General features: G+C 70.7%; 19 protein-coding genes. 4 read left to right on the top strand and 15 right to left on the bottom strand.

The window, feature by feature from the left end:
• Positions 1 to 24: 24 nt before the first annotated feature.
• The 15 genes from ACTWJ8_RS23155 to rpsJ form a co-directional block, all read right to left on the bottom strand.
• A complete protein-coding gene (locus tag ACTWJ8_RS23155; RefSeq protein WP_003948630.1) occupies positions 25 to 210 on the bottom strand; it encodes a type Z 30S ribosomal protein S14 in 186 nt (61 codons plus the stop codon).
• A 5-nt stretch (positions 211 to 215) separates the two neighbouring features.
• Positions 216 to 773, bottom strand: coding sequence for a 50S ribosomal protein L5 (gene rplE / locus ACTWJ8_RS23150; RefSeq protein ID WP_161304257.1), 558 nt, complete (start codon positions 771 to 773; stop codon positions 216 to 218).
• Entirely contained in the window at positions 773 to 1,096 is a 324-nt protein-coding gene (gene rplX, locus ACTWJ8_RS23145; RefSeq protein ID WP_356374883.1) for a 50S ribosomal protein L24, read from the bottom strand. The genes rplE and rplX overlap by 1 nt, the downstream gene beginning before the upstream one ends.
• A gap of 2 nt (positions 1,097 to 1,098) precedes the next feature.
• Positions 1,099 to 1,467, bottom strand: coding sequence for a 50S ribosomal protein L14 (rplN, locus tag ACTWJ8_RS23140; protein WP_003974257.1), 369 nt, complete (start codon positions 1,465 to 1,467; stop codon positions 1,099 to 1,101).
• Between the two features lie 95 nt (positions 1,468 to 1,562).
• Entirely contained in the window at positions 1,563 to 1,847 is a 285-nt protein-coding gene (gene rpsQ / locus ACTWJ8_RS23135; protein ID WP_018528358.1) for a 30S ribosomal protein S17, read from the bottom strand.
• A complete protein-coding gene (gene rpmC / locus ACTWJ8_RS23130; protein WP_030759371.1) occupies positions 1,847 to 2,071 on the bottom strand; it encodes a 50S ribosomal protein L29 in 225 nt (74 codons plus the stop codon). Before rpmC ends, rpsQ begins: the two co-directional genes overlap by 1 nt.
• Positions 2,071 to 2,490, bottom strand: coding sequence for a 50S ribosomal protein L16 (gene rplP / locus ACTWJ8_RS23125; protein ID WP_059424836.1), 420 nt, complete (start codon positions 2,488 to 2,490; stop codon positions 2,071 to 2,073). The genes rpmC and rplP overlap by 1 nt, the downstream gene beginning before the upstream one ends.
• 5 nt (positions 2,491 to 2,495) lie before the next feature.
• The gene (gene rpsC, locus ACTWJ8_RS23120) at positions 2,496 to 3,332 is read right to left on the bottom strand and encodes a 30S ribosomal protein S3 (RefSeq protein ID WP_306320969.1); all 837 of its coding nucleotides are present in this window, start codon (positions 3,330 to 3,332) and stop codon (positions 2,496 to 2,498) included.
• A complete protein-coding gene (gene rplV, locus ACTWJ8_RS23115; RefSeq protein ID WP_356374889.1) occupies positions 3,332 to 3,679 on the bottom strand; it encodes a 50S ribosomal protein L22 in 348 nt (115 codons plus the stop codon). Before rplV ends, rpsC begins: the two co-directional genes overlap by 1 nt.
• A 42-nt stretch (positions 3,680 to 3,721) precedes the next feature.
• The gene (gene rpsS, locus ACTWJ8_RS23110; protein ID WP_055718840.1) at positions 3,722 to 4,003 is read right to left on the bottom strand and encodes a 30S ribosomal protein S19; all 282 of its coding nucleotides are present in this window, start codon (positions 4,001 to 4,003) and stop codon (positions 3,722 to 3,724) included.
• Positions 4,004 to 4,015: 12 nt separating this feature from the next.
• Positions 4,016 to 4,852: a 50S ribosomal protein L2 gene (gene rplB / locus ACTWJ8_RS23105; protein WP_356374892.1), complete on the bottom strand. Its 837-nt coding sequence runs from the start codon at positions 4,850 to 4,852 to the stop codon at positions 4,016 to 4,018.
• Positions 4,853 to 4,890: 38 nt separating this feature from the next.
• Positions 4,891 to 5,310: a 50S ribosomal protein L23 gene (rplW, locus tag ACTWJ8_RS23100; protein WP_356374895.1), complete on the bottom strand. Its 420-nt coding sequence runs from the start codon at positions 5,308 to 5,310 to the stop codon at positions 4,891 to 4,893.
• Positions 5,310 to 5,963, bottom strand: a complete 654-nt coding sequence (gene rplD, locus ACTWJ8_RS23095) for a 50S ribosomal protein L4 (RefSeq protein ID WP_356374898.1) — start codon at positions 5,961 to 5,963, stop codon at positions 5,310 to 5,312. Before rplD ends, rplW begins: the two co-directional genes overlap by 1 nt.
• An 8-nt stretch (positions 5,964 to 5,971) precedes the next feature.
• A complete protein-coding gene (rplC, locus tag ACTWJ8_RS23090) occupies positions 5,972 to 6,616 on the bottom strand; it encodes a 50S ribosomal protein L3 (protein WP_356374901.1) in 645 nt (214 codons plus the stop codon).
• 17 nt (positions 6,617 to 6,633) lie between these two features.
• The gene (gene rpsJ / locus ACTWJ8_RS23085) at positions 6,634 to 6,942 is read right to left on the bottom strand and encodes a 30S ribosomal protein S10 (protein ID WP_003948644.1); all 309 of its coding nucleotides are present in this window, start codon (positions 6,940 to 6,942) and stop codon (positions 6,634 to 6,636) included.
• 516 nt (positions 6,943 to 7,458) lie between these two features.
• Here rpsJ and ACTWJ8_RS23080 point away from each other — a divergent pair.
• The 4 genes from ACTWJ8_RS23080 (at position 7,459) to ACTWJ8_RS23065 (ending at position 13,528) form a co-directional block, all read left to right on the top strand.
• Entirely contained in the window at positions 7,459 to 8,415 is a 957-nt protein-coding gene (locus tag ACTWJ8_RS23080) for a LysR substrate-binding domain-containing protein (protein ID WP_443260166.1), read from the top strand.
• Between the two features lie 66 nt (positions 8,416 to 8,481).
• Positions 8,482 to 9,828 carry a trypsin-like serine protease gene (locus ACTWJ8_RS23075; RefSeq protein WP_443260165.1) on the top strand — a complete coding sequence of 449 codons (1,347 nt, stop codon included), beginning with the start codon at positions 8,482 to 8,484 and terminating at the stop codon, positions 9,826 to 9,828.
• A 106-nt stretch (positions 9,829 to 9,934) separates the two neighbouring features.
• The gene (locus ACTWJ8_RS23070; RefSeq protein ID WP_443260163.1) at positions 9,935 to 11,428 is read left to right on the top strand and encodes an ADP-ribosylglycohydrolase family protein; all 1,494 of its coding nucleotides are present in this window, start codon (positions 9,935 to 9,937) and stop codon (positions 11,426 to 11,428) included.
• A gap of 111 nt (positions 11,429 to 11,539) precedes the next feature.
• Entirely contained in the window at positions 11,540 to 13,528 is a 1,989-nt protein-coding gene (locus tag ACTWJ8_RS23065) for a PIG-L family deacetylase (RefSeq protein ID WP_443260162.1), read from the top strand.
• Positions 13,529 to 13,551: the final 23 nt, after the last annotated feature.

Genomic DNA, 13,551 nt, shown 5'->3' with positions numbered 1-13,551 from the left:
ACTCCGGCAATCCCAACTGGGGGATTACCAGGAGCTCTTGGTCACGCCCGGCAGCTCGCCACGGTGAGCCATCTCACGAAGGCACACGCGGCAGAGGCCGAACTTGCGGTACACGGAGTGCGGGCGGCCGCAGCGCTGGCAGCGGGTGTAGCCACGAACACCGAACTTGGGCTTACGAGCAGCCTTGGCAATCAGAGCCTTCTTCGCCATCTCGCTTACGCCTCCTTGAACGGGAAGCCGAGGTGACGGAGAAGGGCACGGCCCTCAGCGTCGTTGGTCGCCGTGGTGACCACGGTGATGTCCATACCCCGGACGCGGTCGATCTTGTCCTGGTCGATCTCGTGGAACATGACCTGCTCGGTCAGACCGAAGGTGTAGTTGCCACGGCCGTCGAACTGCTTGGGGGACAGACCACGGAAGTCGCGGATGCGCGGCAGCGCGAGCGACAGGGTGCGGTCCAGGAACTCCCACATGCGGTCGCCACGAAGCGTGACGTGGGCACCGATCGGCTGGCCCTCGCGCAGCTTGAACTGCGCGATGGACTTGCGGGCCTTGGTGATGGCCGGCTTCTGACCCGTGATGGTGGTCAGGTCGCGGACAGCACCGTCCATGAGCTTCGAGTCACGCGCGGCGTCACCGACACCCATGTTGACCACGATCTTGACCAGACCGGGGATCTGCATGACGTTCTCGTACGAGAACTCCTCCTGCAGCTTGCCCTTGATCTCGTCGCGGTACTTCTGCTTCAGGCGCGGGTTGGTGGTGGTCGTCATCAGATGTCCTCACCCGTCCGCTTGGCAACGCGGATCTTGTTGCCTTCGTCGTCGAAGCGGTAGCCGACGCGCGTGACGACCTTGTTGCCGTCCTTCTCAACGACCAGCTGGACGTTGGAGACGTGGATCGGCGCCTCGGTCGTGACGATGCCACCGGCCTGCGAGCCCGTGGCCGTGGGGCCGGCCTTGGTGTGCTTCTTGACCCGGTTGACACCCTCGACGAGGACACGCTCCTGGCGCGGGTAAGCGGCAATGACCTTGCCCTGCTTGCCCTTGTCCTTACCGGTGATGACCTGGACCAGGTCGCCCTTCTTGATCTTCATGCTTACAGCACCTCCGGCGCGAGCGAGATGATCTTCATGAACTTCTTCTCGCGCAGCTCACGGCCGACGGGGCCGAAGATACGGGTGCCGCGAGGGTCGCCGTCGTTCTTGAGAATGACAGCGGCGTTCTCGTCGAAGCGGATGTACGAGCCGTCCGGACGGCGGCGCTCCTTGACGGTGCGAACGATGACCGCCTTGACGACGTCACCCTTCTTCACGTTGCCACCGGGGATCGCGTCCTTGACGGTGGCGACGATGACGTCACCGATGCCCGCGTAGCGGCGACCCGAGCCACCGAGAACACGGATGGTGAGGATTTCCTTCGCACCCGTGTTGTCGGCGACGCGAAGTCGCGACTCCTGCTGGATCACGTCTATCTCCTGATTGTCTGCCGGTTCCCGGCAGGGGTTCTAGGAACCCCTGCCGAGCCTGGCGGAACGAACTCCGGGGGAAACCCCCCAGAGAATTACTTGGCCTTCTCGAGGATCTCGACGATGCGCCAGCGCTTGGTGGCGGACAGCGGACGCGTCTCCATCAGGAGGACGCGGTCGCCGACGCCGGCAGCGTTCTGCTCGTCGTGCGCCTTGAGCTTGTTCGTACGGCGGATGACCTTGCCGTACAGGGCGTGCTTGACGCGGTCCTCGACGGCGACGACGACGGTCTTGTCCATCTTGTCGCTGACGACGAGACCCTCACGGGTCTTGCGGAAGCCGCGGGCGGCAGTCTCTTCAGTCACAGTCTTCTCGCTCATCAGGCGTTCTCCACCGTCTCGATGCCGAGCTCACGCTCACGCATGAGGGTGTAGATCCGGGCGATGTCCTTGCGGACGGCCTTGAGCCGGCCGTGGTTCTCGAGCTGGCCCGTCGCCGCCTGGAAGCGGAGGTTGAACAGCTCTTCCTTGGCCTCGCGGAGCTTGGCGACAAGCTCCTCGTTGCCCAGCTCGCGCAGCTCGGACGCCTTGGTTCCGGCCGACATCACGCTTCACCTGCCTCGCGCTTAACGATCTTGCACTTCATCGGCAGCTTGTGCGCCGCACGAGTCAGCGCCTCACGCGCGATCTTCTCGTTGGGGTACGACAGCTCGAACATCACGCGTCCGGGCTTGACGTTGGCGACCCACCACTCCGGGGAACCCTTACCGGAACCCATGCGGGTCTCGGCGGGCTTCTTGGTGAGGGGGCGGTCCGGGTAGATGTTGATCCAGACCTTGCCGCCACGCTTGATGTGACGCGTCATGGCGATACGAGCGGCCTCGATCTGACGGTTCGTCACGTACGCCGGGGTGAGCGCCTGGATGCCGTACTCGCCGAACGCAACCTGCGTGCCACCCTTGGACATACCGCTGCGCTTCGGGTGGTGCTGCTTGCGGTGCTTGACCCTACGGGGGATCAGCATTTCGGTCAGGCCTCCGTTCCGGTGCTCTCAGCCGGAGCGGCAGCGGCGGGCGCGTCGGCCTTGGGGGCCTCGGCGGCCGGAGCCTGCTGCTGCTGCGGCTTACGACCGCGACCGCCACGCTCGCCACCGCGGCCACCACGGGCCGGGCGGTCGTTGCCACCACGGGCCGGGCGGTTGCCGGCGCGGGCAGCGGCGTTCTCGGCGCGAACCTCGGCGATGTTCTTGACGTCGCCCTTGTAGATCCAGACCTTCACGCCGATGCGGCCGAAGGTCGTCTTGGCCTCGAAGAAGCCGTAGTCCACGTTGGCGCGGAGCGTGTGCAGGGGCACACGGCCCTCGCGGTAGAACTCCGAACGGGACATCTCGGCACCGCCGAGACGACCGCCACACTGGATCTTGATGCCCTTGGCGCCGGCCTTCATCGTGCCCTGCATGCTCTTGCGCATGGCACGACGGAAGGAGACGCGGGAGGACAGCTGCTCGGCAACGGCCTGAGCAACCAGCTGAGCGTCGGTCTCGGGGCTCTTGACCTCGAGGATGTTCAGCTGGACCTGCTTGCCCGTGAGCTTCTCGAGGTCACCGCGGATGCGGTCGGCCTCGGCGCCACGGCGGCCGATGACGATGCCGGGACGAGCGGTGTGGATGTCCACACGCACGCGGTCACGGGTGCGCTCGATCTCCACCTTGGAGATGCCGGCGCGCTCCATGCCGGACGTCATCATCCGACGGATGGCGACGTCTTCCTTGACGTAGTCCTTGTACAGCTTGTCGGCGTACCAACGCGACTTGAAGTCGGTCGTGACACCGAGCCGGAACCCGTGCGGGTTTACCTTCTGGCCCATTACCGGGTTCCTTCCTTGCTGCTGACGACCACGGTGATGTGGCTGGTCCGCTTACGGATCCGGTAGGCGCGACCCTGGGCGCGCGGCCGGAACCGCTTCAGGGTCGGGCCCTCGTCCACGTACGCCTCGCTGATGAACAGCGTGGAGGCGTCGGTGTGGTCGTAGTTGTGCGCGGCGTTGGCAATGGCGCTGTCCAGCACCTTGCCGACCGGCTGGCTCGCGGCCTGCGGGGCGAAACGCAGGACCGCCTGAGCCTCCGTGGCGTCCATGCCACGGATGAGGTCCACCACGCGGCGGGCCTTCATGGGCGTGACGCGGATGTACCGCGCCTGGGCCCTGGCTTCCATGGTTGTCCCTTCGGTGTTAGTCATAGTCGATTCCACCCCGCCTTAGCGGCGCTTCGACTTCCGGTCGTCCTTGACGTGACCCCGGAAGGTGCGCGTCGGCGAGAACTCGCCGAGCTTGTGGCCGACCATCGACTCGGTGACGAACACCGGGATGTGGGTCTTGCCGTTGTGCACCGCGATCGTGTGACCCAGCATGCTGGGAACGATCATCGAGCGGCGGGACCAGGTCTTGATGACGTTCTTGGTACCGGCTTCGTTCTGAGCGTCCACCTTCTTCACGAGGTGGCCGTCGACGAAGGGTCCCTTCTTGAGACTGCGCGGCATCTAAACCCGCTCCTAGCGCTTCTTGTTCGACTTGCGGCGGCGGACGATGTACTTGTTGCTCGCCTTGTTGCGATCACGAGTACGACCCTCCTTCTTGCCCCACGGCGAGACCGGGTGGCGACCACCGGAGGTCTTGCCTTCACCACCACCGTGCGGGTGGTCAACCGGGTTCATGACGACACCACGCACGGTCGGGCGGACGCCCTTCCAGCGCATGCGGCCGGCCTTGCCCCAGTTGATGTTCGACTGCTCGGCGTTGCCGACCTCGCCGACGGTGGCGCGGCAGCGCACGTCGACCAGGCGGATCTCGCCGGAGGGCATACGAAGGTGGGCCATCGAGCCCTCCTTCGCGAGCAGCTGCACGGAGGCACCCGCGGAGCGGGCGAACTTGGCGCCGCCGCCCGGACGAAGCTCCACGGAGTGGATCGTCGTACCGACCGGGATGTTGCGCAGCGCCAGGTTGTTGCCGGGCTTGATGTCGGCCGCCGGGCCGTTCTCGACCACGGCACCCTGGGCGAGCCCACGGGGGGCCAGGATGTAGCGCTTCTCGCCGTCCGCGTAGTGCAGGAGCGCGATGCGCGCGGTGCGGTTCGGGTCGTACTCGATGTGAGCGACCTTGGCCGGCACGCCGTCCTTGTCGTGACGACGGAAGTCGATCACGCGGAAGGCGCGCTTGTGGCCGCCGCCCTGGTGGCGGACGGTCACGCGACCGGAGTTGTTACGACCGCCCTTGCTGTGCAGGGGGCGGACCAGCGACTTCTCCGGCGTGGACCGCGTGACCTCGACGAAGTCGGCGACGGAGGAGCCACGGCGGCCCGGCGTCGTCGGCTTGTACTTGCGGATTCCCATTTCTCAGTCCTCGTCCGATATTCGGACCAGGGTCTCCGTTAGGAGGCCTGGCCGAAGATGTCGATACGGTCGCCCTCAGCAAGGGTCACGATGGCGCGCTTGGTGTCGGCACGCTTGCCGAACCCGGTGCGCGTGCGCTTCCGCTTGCCCTGACGGTTGATCGTGTTGACGCCGGTGACCTTGACCGAGAAGACCGTCTCGACGGCCTGCTTGATCTGGGTCTTGTTGGCGCCAGGCGCGACGATGAACGTGTACTTGTTCTCGTCGAGGAGCGCGTACGACTTCTCGGAGACGACCGGCTTGACGAGAACGTCGCGCGGGTCCGAGAAGGACTTGCTCAGCGGGGTCGGCTCAACGGCGACCTTGCCCTCGGTGGCAATGCGCTTCGCCTTGGCGACGCGCGCGGCCTTGGCGGCCTTCGCAGCCTTGGAGGCAATGCTCGGGTGACGCGTAGCCATCAGGCCTCGCTCCCTTCGGTGTCAGCGGCCTTGGGGCCAGACACGAAGGACTCGAAAGCGGCCTTGGTGAAGACCACGTCGTCCGAGACGAGAACGTCGTACGTGTTGAGCTGGCCCGGCTCCAGGATGTGGACCTGGGGCAGGTTGCGGGCGGAGAGCCACGCGGCCTCGTCGGTGCGCTCGGCGACCAGGAGCAGGTTCTTGCGCTCCGAGATCTTGCCGAACAGCGACTTGGCGGCCTTCGTGGAGACCTCGCCCTCGACCACGCCGGAGACGACGTGGATGCGAGCGTTGCGGGCCCGGTCGGTGAGGGCGTGACGCAGCGCGGCAGCCTTCATCTTCTTCGGGGTCCGCTGCGAGTAGTCACGCGGCACGGGGCCGTGGACGACGCCACCGCCGGCGAACTGCGGCGCACGGGTCGAACCCTGACGGGCGCGGCCGGTGCCCTTCTGGCGGTACGGCTTCTTGCCACCGCCGCGGACTTCGCCACGGGTCTTGGTCTTGTGCGTGCCCTGACGGGCAGCGGCCAGCTGCGCGACGACGACCTGGTGGATCAGCGGAACGCTGACCTTCTCGACGTCGAAGATCTCCGCGGGGAGCTCGACGGACCCGGCCTTGTCGCCAGCAGGCGAAAGGATGTCAACAGTGCTCATCGGTTACCTCAGGCCCCCTTGGTCGCGGTACGGACCAGGACGAGGCCGCCGTTCGGACCAGGAACCGCGCCCTTGATGAGCAGCAGACCCTTCTCCGCGTCAACGGCGTGGACGGTCAGGTTCTGGGTGGTGACCCGCTCGTTGCCCATGCGGCCCGCCATGCGGGTGCCCTTGAACACACGGCCGGGGGTGGCGCAACCGCCGATGGAGCCCGGCTTGCGGTGGATGCGGTGGGCACCGTGGGAGGCCTTGCCACCCTTGAAGTTGTGCCGCTTCATGCCACCGGCGAAGCCCTTGCCCTTGCTCTGGCCGGTCACGTCGACCTTGACGCCGCCCTCGAACACCTCGGCGGTGACTTCCTGGCCGAGGGTGTACTCGGACGCGTCCGAGGTACGGATCTCGACGAGGTGGCGACGGGGGGTGACGTCGGCCTTGGCGAAGTGGCCCTTGAGGGGCTTGTTCACCTTGCGCGGGTCGATCTCGCCGAAGGCGAGCTGGACGGAGTCGTAACCGTCGACGTCGTTGGTACGAACCTGGGTGATGACGTTCGGGCCGGCCTTGACGACGGTGACCGGAACAACACGGTTGTTCTCGTCCCACACCTGCGTCATGCCGAGCTTCTCGCCCAGGATGCCCTTGATCTGCTTCGTCATTCTCAGATCACCGGCCCTCAGAGCTTGATCTCGATGTCGACACCGGCCGGGAGGTCGAGTCGCATCAGGGAGTCAACGGTCTTCGGCGTCGGGTCGAGAATGTCGATCAGGCGCTTGTGCGTGCGCATCTCGAAGTGCTCGCGCGAGTCCTTGTACTTGTGCGGCGACTTGATGACGCAGTACACGTTCTTCTCGGTAGGCAGCGGCACCGGGCCCGCGACCGACGCACCAGTGCGGGTCACCGTCTCGACGATCTTCTTCGCCGAGGAGTCGATGACCTCGTGGTCGTAGGCCTTGAGCCGGATGCGGATCTTCTGTCCCGCCATGGCTACTTAGTAGTCCTGTCTCTCGTAACGCTCTGGAACCCGGGGGCCCTGTTTCACACTTCCTCCGCCCCACGCGGTCGGGCGTGTCGCAGTCCCGCTGACAGAAATATCCGCATGGATTTCCCTGCTAAGGGGTCTGCGGCCCGGGGCCGCATGTGATCGGGGGAAGAAACCCACCGAGCGCCTGGTCGAGAAACCGCACTGAGCTTCCCGGAAGATTCCCGTACGTCCGCCCCAGTGCTGCCGCAGGCGACAGATAGGGCGACGAGTACTGTGGGACTCGCTTCCGGTCCTCCCGGCGGGAGGCGCGCAGCATCGGCACTCAACCGAGCAACCCCGACAGTCTGCCATACAGGGCATGTCCGGGGCCAATCGAGCCGAAGAGAGTACCCCCTCAGTGACGAAGGTCAAACCAGGGGTGTGCGGGGCGCGCCGCCGGACCCCCTCACCGTACGCCCCCGCAATGGCCTGTACCAACCCCTTGCTCCCGCCGCCCGCACGCCTCAAGCTCCCTTCATGGAGCTGGAGTTGCGGCATCTCAGGACGGTCAGGGCGATCGCCGATGCGGGCAGCCTCACCCGCGCGGCGACCGTACTCGGTCTGGCGCAGCCGGCGCTGAGCGCCCAGCTCCGCAGGATCGAACGGGTACTCGGCGGAGAACTGTTCGAGCGCGGTCGGCACGGGGTCCGCGCCACCGCCCTCGGCGAGCTGGTCCTGGAGCGGGCCGGGATCGTGCTCCCCGCCGTCTCCGGGCTCCAGCAGGAGGCCACCCGGTTCGCCCGCGCCCGGCGGGCCGGCGAGCGGCTGCGGCTCGGCGGCACCCACGGCCCGCTGCTCGGCGCCCTCGTCGACCGGCTCGCGCGGGAGCTGCCCGACACCGCCGTGACCACCCGCGCCTCCTGGTCCGAGCGGGAGCTCGCGGACCACGTCGACCAGGGCCTGCTCGACTTCGCCCTGCTCGGCACCTGCGGCTCCGCTCCCCCGCCGGGCCCCGCCCACCTGGAGTGGCGGGAGATCGCCCTCGACCCGGTCTGCGCGATGCTGCCGGACGGTCACCCGGCGGCCGCCCTGAGCGAGGTCGACCTGGCCGCGCTCGCCGACGAGGCGTGGGCCTGTGTGCCCGGCGACGGCTGCTTCGCCGACTGCTTCACCGCCGCCTGCGCCCGCGCCGGCTTCACCCCGCGCCGCATGTACGAGACGGACACCGCGTCCTGCGCGCACCTCGTGCGGGTCGGCCGGGCGGTGGGCCTGTGCCGGGCCACGTTCCCGCCGACGCCCGGCATCACCGTGCGCCCCCTCGCCGGGTCCCCGCTGCTGTGGCGGCACCTGCTCGGGCTGCACCCCGGGGCGCAGCACCCGGACACCGCCGCGCTCGTCCTCACGCAGGCGCGCGGCGCGCACGCGGACACGCTCCGCACGACGGCCCGGCCCCCGCTGCGGGCTTCCATAACGCCGGCCCCCGGGGTCGACTGACGTCTTACGCGGCCCGAGCCCGCGTTCCTACGGTTTCGGCACCTCCCCCGACACCTAGGAGACGCCATGCTCCACAGACGGACCAGGGCCGTGTGCGCGGCCCTGACCACGTCGGCCGCGCTGATCGTCGCGGGGCTCGGCGGGTCCGCGAGCGCCGCCCCCGCGCTCTCGGCCGCCGAGACCCTGCGCACGGCCGACGCGCCGCCCGCCCTGCTCGCGGCGATGCAGCGGGACCTCGGCCTGGACCGCGCGCAGGCCCGCGAGCGCCTGGCCAACGAGGCGGAGGCGGGCGCCACCGCGGGCCGCCTCCGGCTCGCGCTCGGCCGGGACTTCGCGGGCGCCTGGGTGCGCGGCGCCGCGTCCGACCGGCTGACCGTCGCGACGACCGACCCCGCCGACGTCGACCGGATCGAGGCGGCGGGCGCCCGCGCCACCGTCGTACCGCACACGTCGGCCGTGCTCGACGCGGCGAAGGCCCGCATCGACCGGGCGGCGAAGCACCACGACACCGCGGCGACCCCGGTCTGGTACGTCGACGTACCCTCCAACTCCCTTGTGGTGGAGGCGAGTCGGCGGTCCGCGGTGCGCGCGCTCGTGAAGGCCGCGAAGGTCGACGCCGCTCTCGTACGGGTCGTGGACTCGGCCGAGCGGCCGCGCCCGCTGTACGACCTGCGGGGCGGCGACGCGTACTACATCGACAACTCCAGCCGCTGCTCCATCGGCTTCCCCGTCACCCGCGGCACCCAGCAGGGCTTCGCGACGGCCGGACACTGCGGGCGGGCGGGCAGCAGCACCACCGGCTCGAACCGGGTCGCCCAGGGCACCTTCCAGGCGTCGGTCTTCCCGGGCAACGACATGGCGTGGGTGGCCACCAACTCGTCCTGGACGGCGACGCCTTACGTCAACGGGTCGAGCGTCCAGGTCGCCGGTTCCACGCAGGCGCCGGTCGGCTCCTCCGTGTGCCGCTCCGGCTCCACCACCGGCTGGCACTGCGGCACCGTGCAGCAGCTGAACTCCAGCGTCACCTACCCCGAGGGCACCATCTCCGGCGTCACCCGCACCTCGGTGTGCGCCGAACCGGGCGACTCCGGCGGCTCGTTCATCTCCGGCAGCCAGGCGCAGGGCGTCACCTCGGGCGGCTCCGGCAACTGCACCAGCGGCGGCACCACGTTCTTCCAGCCGCTCAACCCGATCCTCCAGAACTACGGACTGACGCTGCGGACGACGGGCGGCTCCGACCCGGGAGACCCCGGCGACCCTGGCGATCCCGGCGGCACCTGGGCGGCCGGCACCGTCTACCAGGCGGGCGCCACGGTGACGTACGGCGGGGCCACGTACCGCTGCCTCCAGGCCCACCAGGCGCAGTCCGGCTGGGAGCCGCCGAACGTGCCGGCCCTGTGGCAGCGGGTGTAGGGCGCCGCTGAGGGCCCGGACCGGCTGGTGACGACGGGGAAGCGTGTGCTTGTCTGTGACGGATCCCGAGCAGCACCCGATCGGGAACCGTCGGAGGGAACGCCACGTGAGTCAGCCGGCCGGTCCGGGCCCGCACTTCGTCCCGCGCGCACACATCAACCCGCGCTTCGAGGAGGACCTCTCGTTCCACCTCGTGAGCGGACCCGACCGGTACGCGTCCACCACCGAACTGCCCGTCCGCTACGTCGCCGTGGCCGACGCCAAGGGCACCGTCACCGGCTACGTGTGGGCCAACGACGAGGACGGCGCCGCGGGCCAGATCGACCGCCGCGACGCCGGCCACCAGGCAGTCAACCTGCGGCCCCGCCTCACCGACGCCAAGGCCCGGGGCCTCGCCCCCACCGCCGTCCTCCAGGAACTCGTCGCCGACGCGGGCCCCGGCCACCTCGTCGCGGGCCCCGTCGCCACCGCCCCGCACTTGCGCCTCCTCGACGAACTCGCCGACCGGCACGCCCCCGGACGCCGCTGGTCCGCCGCCCGCGGCGCCCTCCTCGGCCTGGCCGTCGGCGACGCCATGGGCCGCCCGCTGTCCAACCTGACGATGGACCGGATCACGGCGACGTACGGCGACTGGCGGCGGATGGAACTCCCGCTGTACGACGGCGCGTCCGTCCGCGTCTCCGACCAGACGCAGCTCGCCCTCGCCACCGCCGAAGCGCTCGCCGACGTCGCCGTCCGCGCGCCGCTGACCGAGGCCGAGGCCCGGCACAGCCTGACCACGCGCGGCGCGCTGCCCGCCCCGCCGTGGCTCACCCCGGACGCCGCCACCACCGCGCTGCGCACCCACCTCGTCCGCTGGCTGCGCTCCCCCGACAACGACCGCTCACCGGGCCGCACCACGGTCGACGCCTGCACCGCCCTGGAGCGGCAGGTGCCCTGGCAGTCCGCCACCGCGCTCGCGTCGAAGGGCTGCGCGACCGTGGTGCGGGCCGCCGCCGTCGGCCTCACCCCGTACCTGAGCGGCGAGCAGCGGTCGGGCATCGCCCAGCTCCAGTCCGCGCTCACCCACGGGCACCCGACCGCGCTCGCCGCGAGCGACCTCGCCGCCCACGCCGTCCACCTCCTCGCCCACGGCCACGAACCGGCCGCGCTCATCGAAGCGCTGCGCGCCCACGCCGCCGCGTCCCGCTGGACGTACCGCGCCGACTGGCTCGGCGACCTGGCCGCGCGGGCGGGCGCCGAGAGCCCCTCCGCGTACGTCGCGCAGGGCTGGGACGAGTGCCTCACCGCCCTGGACACCGTGGCCGCCGCGCTCGCCACCAAGGACCCGAACCGGGAGCCGGGCACCGCCGTCGGCGCCGCGTGGACCGCCGACGAGGTGCTCGCCGGTGCCCTGTACGCGTTCCTGGTCACCGACGGTCCGCGCTGGACCCTGCGCCGCGCCGCGCACACCTCCGGCGCGTCCGCCGCGACCGCCGCCCTGGCAGGAGCCCTCGCGGGCGCGCACCGCGGCCCTTCGCCCTGGCCGCGGGAGTGGCAGGAGGCGATCGAGTACCGCGAGCGCGTCGACGCCTTGGCAAAGGCCTGGGACAGAGACTGACGTCACCGGAACCCGCCCGTCCCGTTCGCCCTCTGTCGAGGTGACCCACCTGAACAGAGGCGAGCGCCCCCTTTTCGTACGCTGCCTCGGCCGCGAACGGAGAGCGCCACCGTGCGGGAAAGACCTGCCCCGACCCAGCCCGCCCGAGCCATCGGGCCGGGCCCCTCCCGCCGCACCGCCCTGCTCGGCGCCGCCGCCCTGACCGCCGCCGGCACCCTCTCCGCCTGCTCCCCCGCCGCGCCCGCCGACGGTGCGGGCGCGAGCCTCCCCTCCCCCGCCACCGGTCGGGCCGCCGCCCAGGCCGAGCGCGCCCTGCTGCTCCAGGTCCTCGCCCACCCCGACGACGACCTGTACTTCATGAACCCGGACACGCGGCAGGCCCTCGACGCCGGCACCCCGGTCGTCTGCGTGTACGTCACCGCGGGCGAGGCGGACGGACGCAACAAGACACCCGCCGACCGCGACCCGGCACCCGACAAGGCCGCCTACTCCTCGGCCCGCCACCAGGGCCTGCGCCAGTCGTACGCCGCCCAGCTCGGCCTGCCCGTCTTCACCCGCTGGACCACCAGCGCCGCCCGGCTCCCCAGCGGCTTCCGGGTCGAGGTCGACTCGCTCCAGCACCAGGGCCGCAGCGCCGAGCTGGTGCACCTGAACCTCGGCATGCACACCCCCGAGGGCCACATGGGCGTCCCCGCCCTCTGGCGCGACCCGGCGCTGCGCCTGCGCACCCTCGTCCCGGTGGGTTCGCCGCTGCGCGCGGTGCAGACGTACGAGCGGGAATCGCTGATCGGCGTCCTCGTCGAGCTCTTCGAGCGGTACCGGCCCACGCTCGTGCACACCCTCGACCCCGACCCGGACATCCAGCACAGCGACCGGATCACGCGGATCCGCGACAGCGAGCAGCCCGGCTACTCCGACCACGCCGACCACACGGCCGTCGCCTCCTTCGCCTGGGCCGCGCTGATCCGCTGGGCCGAGCGCGCCAAGGACGGCCCGCCCGCCTTCGCCGTCGCCGCGTTCCGGGGCTACTACAACAACCACTGGCCGAAGAACCTGCCGCCGAAGGTCCTGAAGGCCAAGGCCGCCCAGCTCGTCCCGTACGGCGCCGCGCCCGACTGGGACTGCGGGAACCCGTCCGGCTGCGGCGACTACAACGTCGGCGGCGACCGCCCCCTCACCAACCGCAAAGGCTGGGTCCGCGCCACCCACTACCGCTACCCCGGCCCCCGGCTCGCCCTGCTCCCGAACGAAGAGGGACGACTCACCGCGTACGGCGTCCTCGGCCTGCGCGCCGTCCGCTACGACGAGAAGGACGGCGGATTCGCCGACCCGGTCGACCTCGGCGGCGGCCCGCTCGCCCCTGCCCTGTCCGCCGTGCCGCTCCCCGGCGGCCACCACCTCGTGCTCGGCCTGCGCCTCGCGTCGGTGCGCGACGGGGACGACGTGCGGGAGATCGTGGCCCTCGAGCAGCGGGTGTGGAAGGGCCTCGGCAACCCGGAGACCGACCCCGACCGCGGCCGCCGCATCGGCGTCCCCGTCGCGGTCGCCGCCCCGGACGGCCGCGTCCACCTCTTCGTACGGAACGCGGACCAGGGCCTCAGCACGCGGGTGCGGGACCGGGACGGGGGCTGGTCCCCGTGGCGCGACCTGGGCGGCGGTCCCGTGCAGGACGGTCTGACGGCGGTGGTGCACGAGGGGCGGGTGCACGTCTACGCGCCCGGCCGGGACACCGTGCACCACTGGACGCCCGAGGGGCCGGCGCCGCTGTCGGGGCTTCCGGTGCCGGGGGACGCCGTCGCCGCGTCCGGGGGCCGGCTCTACTACCGGGCACCCGCCTCCGCCGAGCTGCTGTGCGTGGGCGGTCCCCGCGTGGACCTGCCCGGCTACGGTCCCGTGGTGGCCGCGGGACCGTACCTCCTCGGCCGGGACGCCGACGGCCGCGTCCAGCTGCACCGCGGGGGCCGCACGACCCGGCCGGGCACGGCGCCGGTCACCCTGGACGGCCCGGCGCTCGCGGCCACGGCCCGCGGCCCGGTCGCCGCGGGCCTCTCCCCCGACGCCCGTCCGTGGCTGTGGCGGCCGACGCAGGCCAGGGCCTGACACCCGTATCCGGGCACCTCGTA

Origin of the sequence: Streptomyces sp. SDT5-1, from assembly GCF_052245995.1 — a bacterium.
Lineage (GTDB): Bacteria > Actinomycetota > Actinomycetes > Streptomycetales > Streptomycetaceae > Streptomyces.
This window is presented reverse-complemented; position numbering and strand designations above follow the sequence as displayed.

What these genes read in the sequence shown, in the direction of transcription:
- ACTWJ8_RS23155 (WP_003948630.1), bottom strand. Translation starts at nt 210, where the DNA reads ATGGCGAAGAAGGCTCTGATTGCCAAGGCTGCTCGTAAGCCCAAGTTC.
- rplE (WP_161304257.1), bottom strand. Translation starts at nt 773, where the DNA reads ATGACGACCACCACCAACCCGCGCCTGAAGCAGAAGTACCGCGACGAG.
- rplX (WP_356374883.1), bottom strand. Translation starts at nt 1,096, where the DNA reads ATGAAGATCAAGAAGGGCGACCTGGTCCAGGTCATCACCGGTAAGGAC.
- rpsQ (WP_018528358.1), bottom strand. Translation starts at nt 1,847, where the DNA reads ATGAGCGAGAAGACTGTGACTGAAGAGACTGCCGCCCGCGGCTTCCGC.
- rpmC (WP_030759371.1), bottom strand. Translation starts at nt 2,071, where the DNA reads ATGTCGGCCGGAACCAAGGCGTCCGAGCTGCGCGAGCTGGGCAACGAG.
- rplP (WP_059424836.1), bottom strand. Translation starts at nt 2,490, where the DNA reads ATGCTGATCCCCCGTAGGGTCAAGCACCGCAAGCAGCACCACCCGAAG.
- rpsC (WP_306320969.1), bottom strand. Translation starts at nt 3,332, where the DNA reads ATGGGCCAGAAGGTAAACCCGCACGGGTTCCGGCTCGGTGTCACGACC.
- rplV (WP_356374889.1), bottom strand. Translation starts at nt 3,679, where the DNA reads ATGGAAGCCAGGGCCCAGGCGCGGTACATCCGCGTCACGCCCATGAAG.
- rpsS (WP_055718840.1), bottom strand. Translation starts at nt 4,003, where the DNA reads ATGCCGCGCAGTCTCAAGAAGGGACCCTTCGTCGACGGCCACCTCGTG.
- rplB (WP_356374892.1), bottom strand. Translation starts at nt 4,852, where the DNA reads ATGGGAATCCGCAAGTACAAGCCGACGACGCCGGGCCGCCGTGGCTCC.
- rplW (WP_356374895.1), bottom strand. Translation starts at nt 5,310, where the DNA reads ATGGCTACGCGTCACCCGAGCATTGCCTCCAAGGCTGCGAAGGCCGCC.
- rplD (WP_356374898.1), bottom strand. Translation starts at nt 5,963, where the DNA reads ATGAGCACTGTTGACATCCTTTCGCCTGCTGGCGACAAGGCCGGGTCC.
- rplC (WP_356374901.1), bottom strand. Translation starts at nt 6,616, where the DNA reads ATGACGAAGCAGATCAAGGGCATCCTGGGCGAGAAGCTCGGCATGACG.
- rpsJ (WP_003948644.1), bottom strand. Translation starts at nt 6,942, where the DNA reads ATGGCGGGACAGAAGATCCGCATCCGGCTCAAGGCCTACGACCACGAG.
- ACTWJ8_RS23080 (WP_443260166.1), top strand. Translation starts at nt 7,459, where the DNA reads ATGGAGCTGGAGTTGCGGCATCTCAGGACGGTCAGGGCGATCGCCGAT.
- ACTWJ8_RS23075 (WP_443260165.1), top strand. Translation starts at nt 8,482, where the DNA reads ATGCTCCACAGACGGACCAGGGCCGTGTGCGCGGCCCTGACCACGTCG.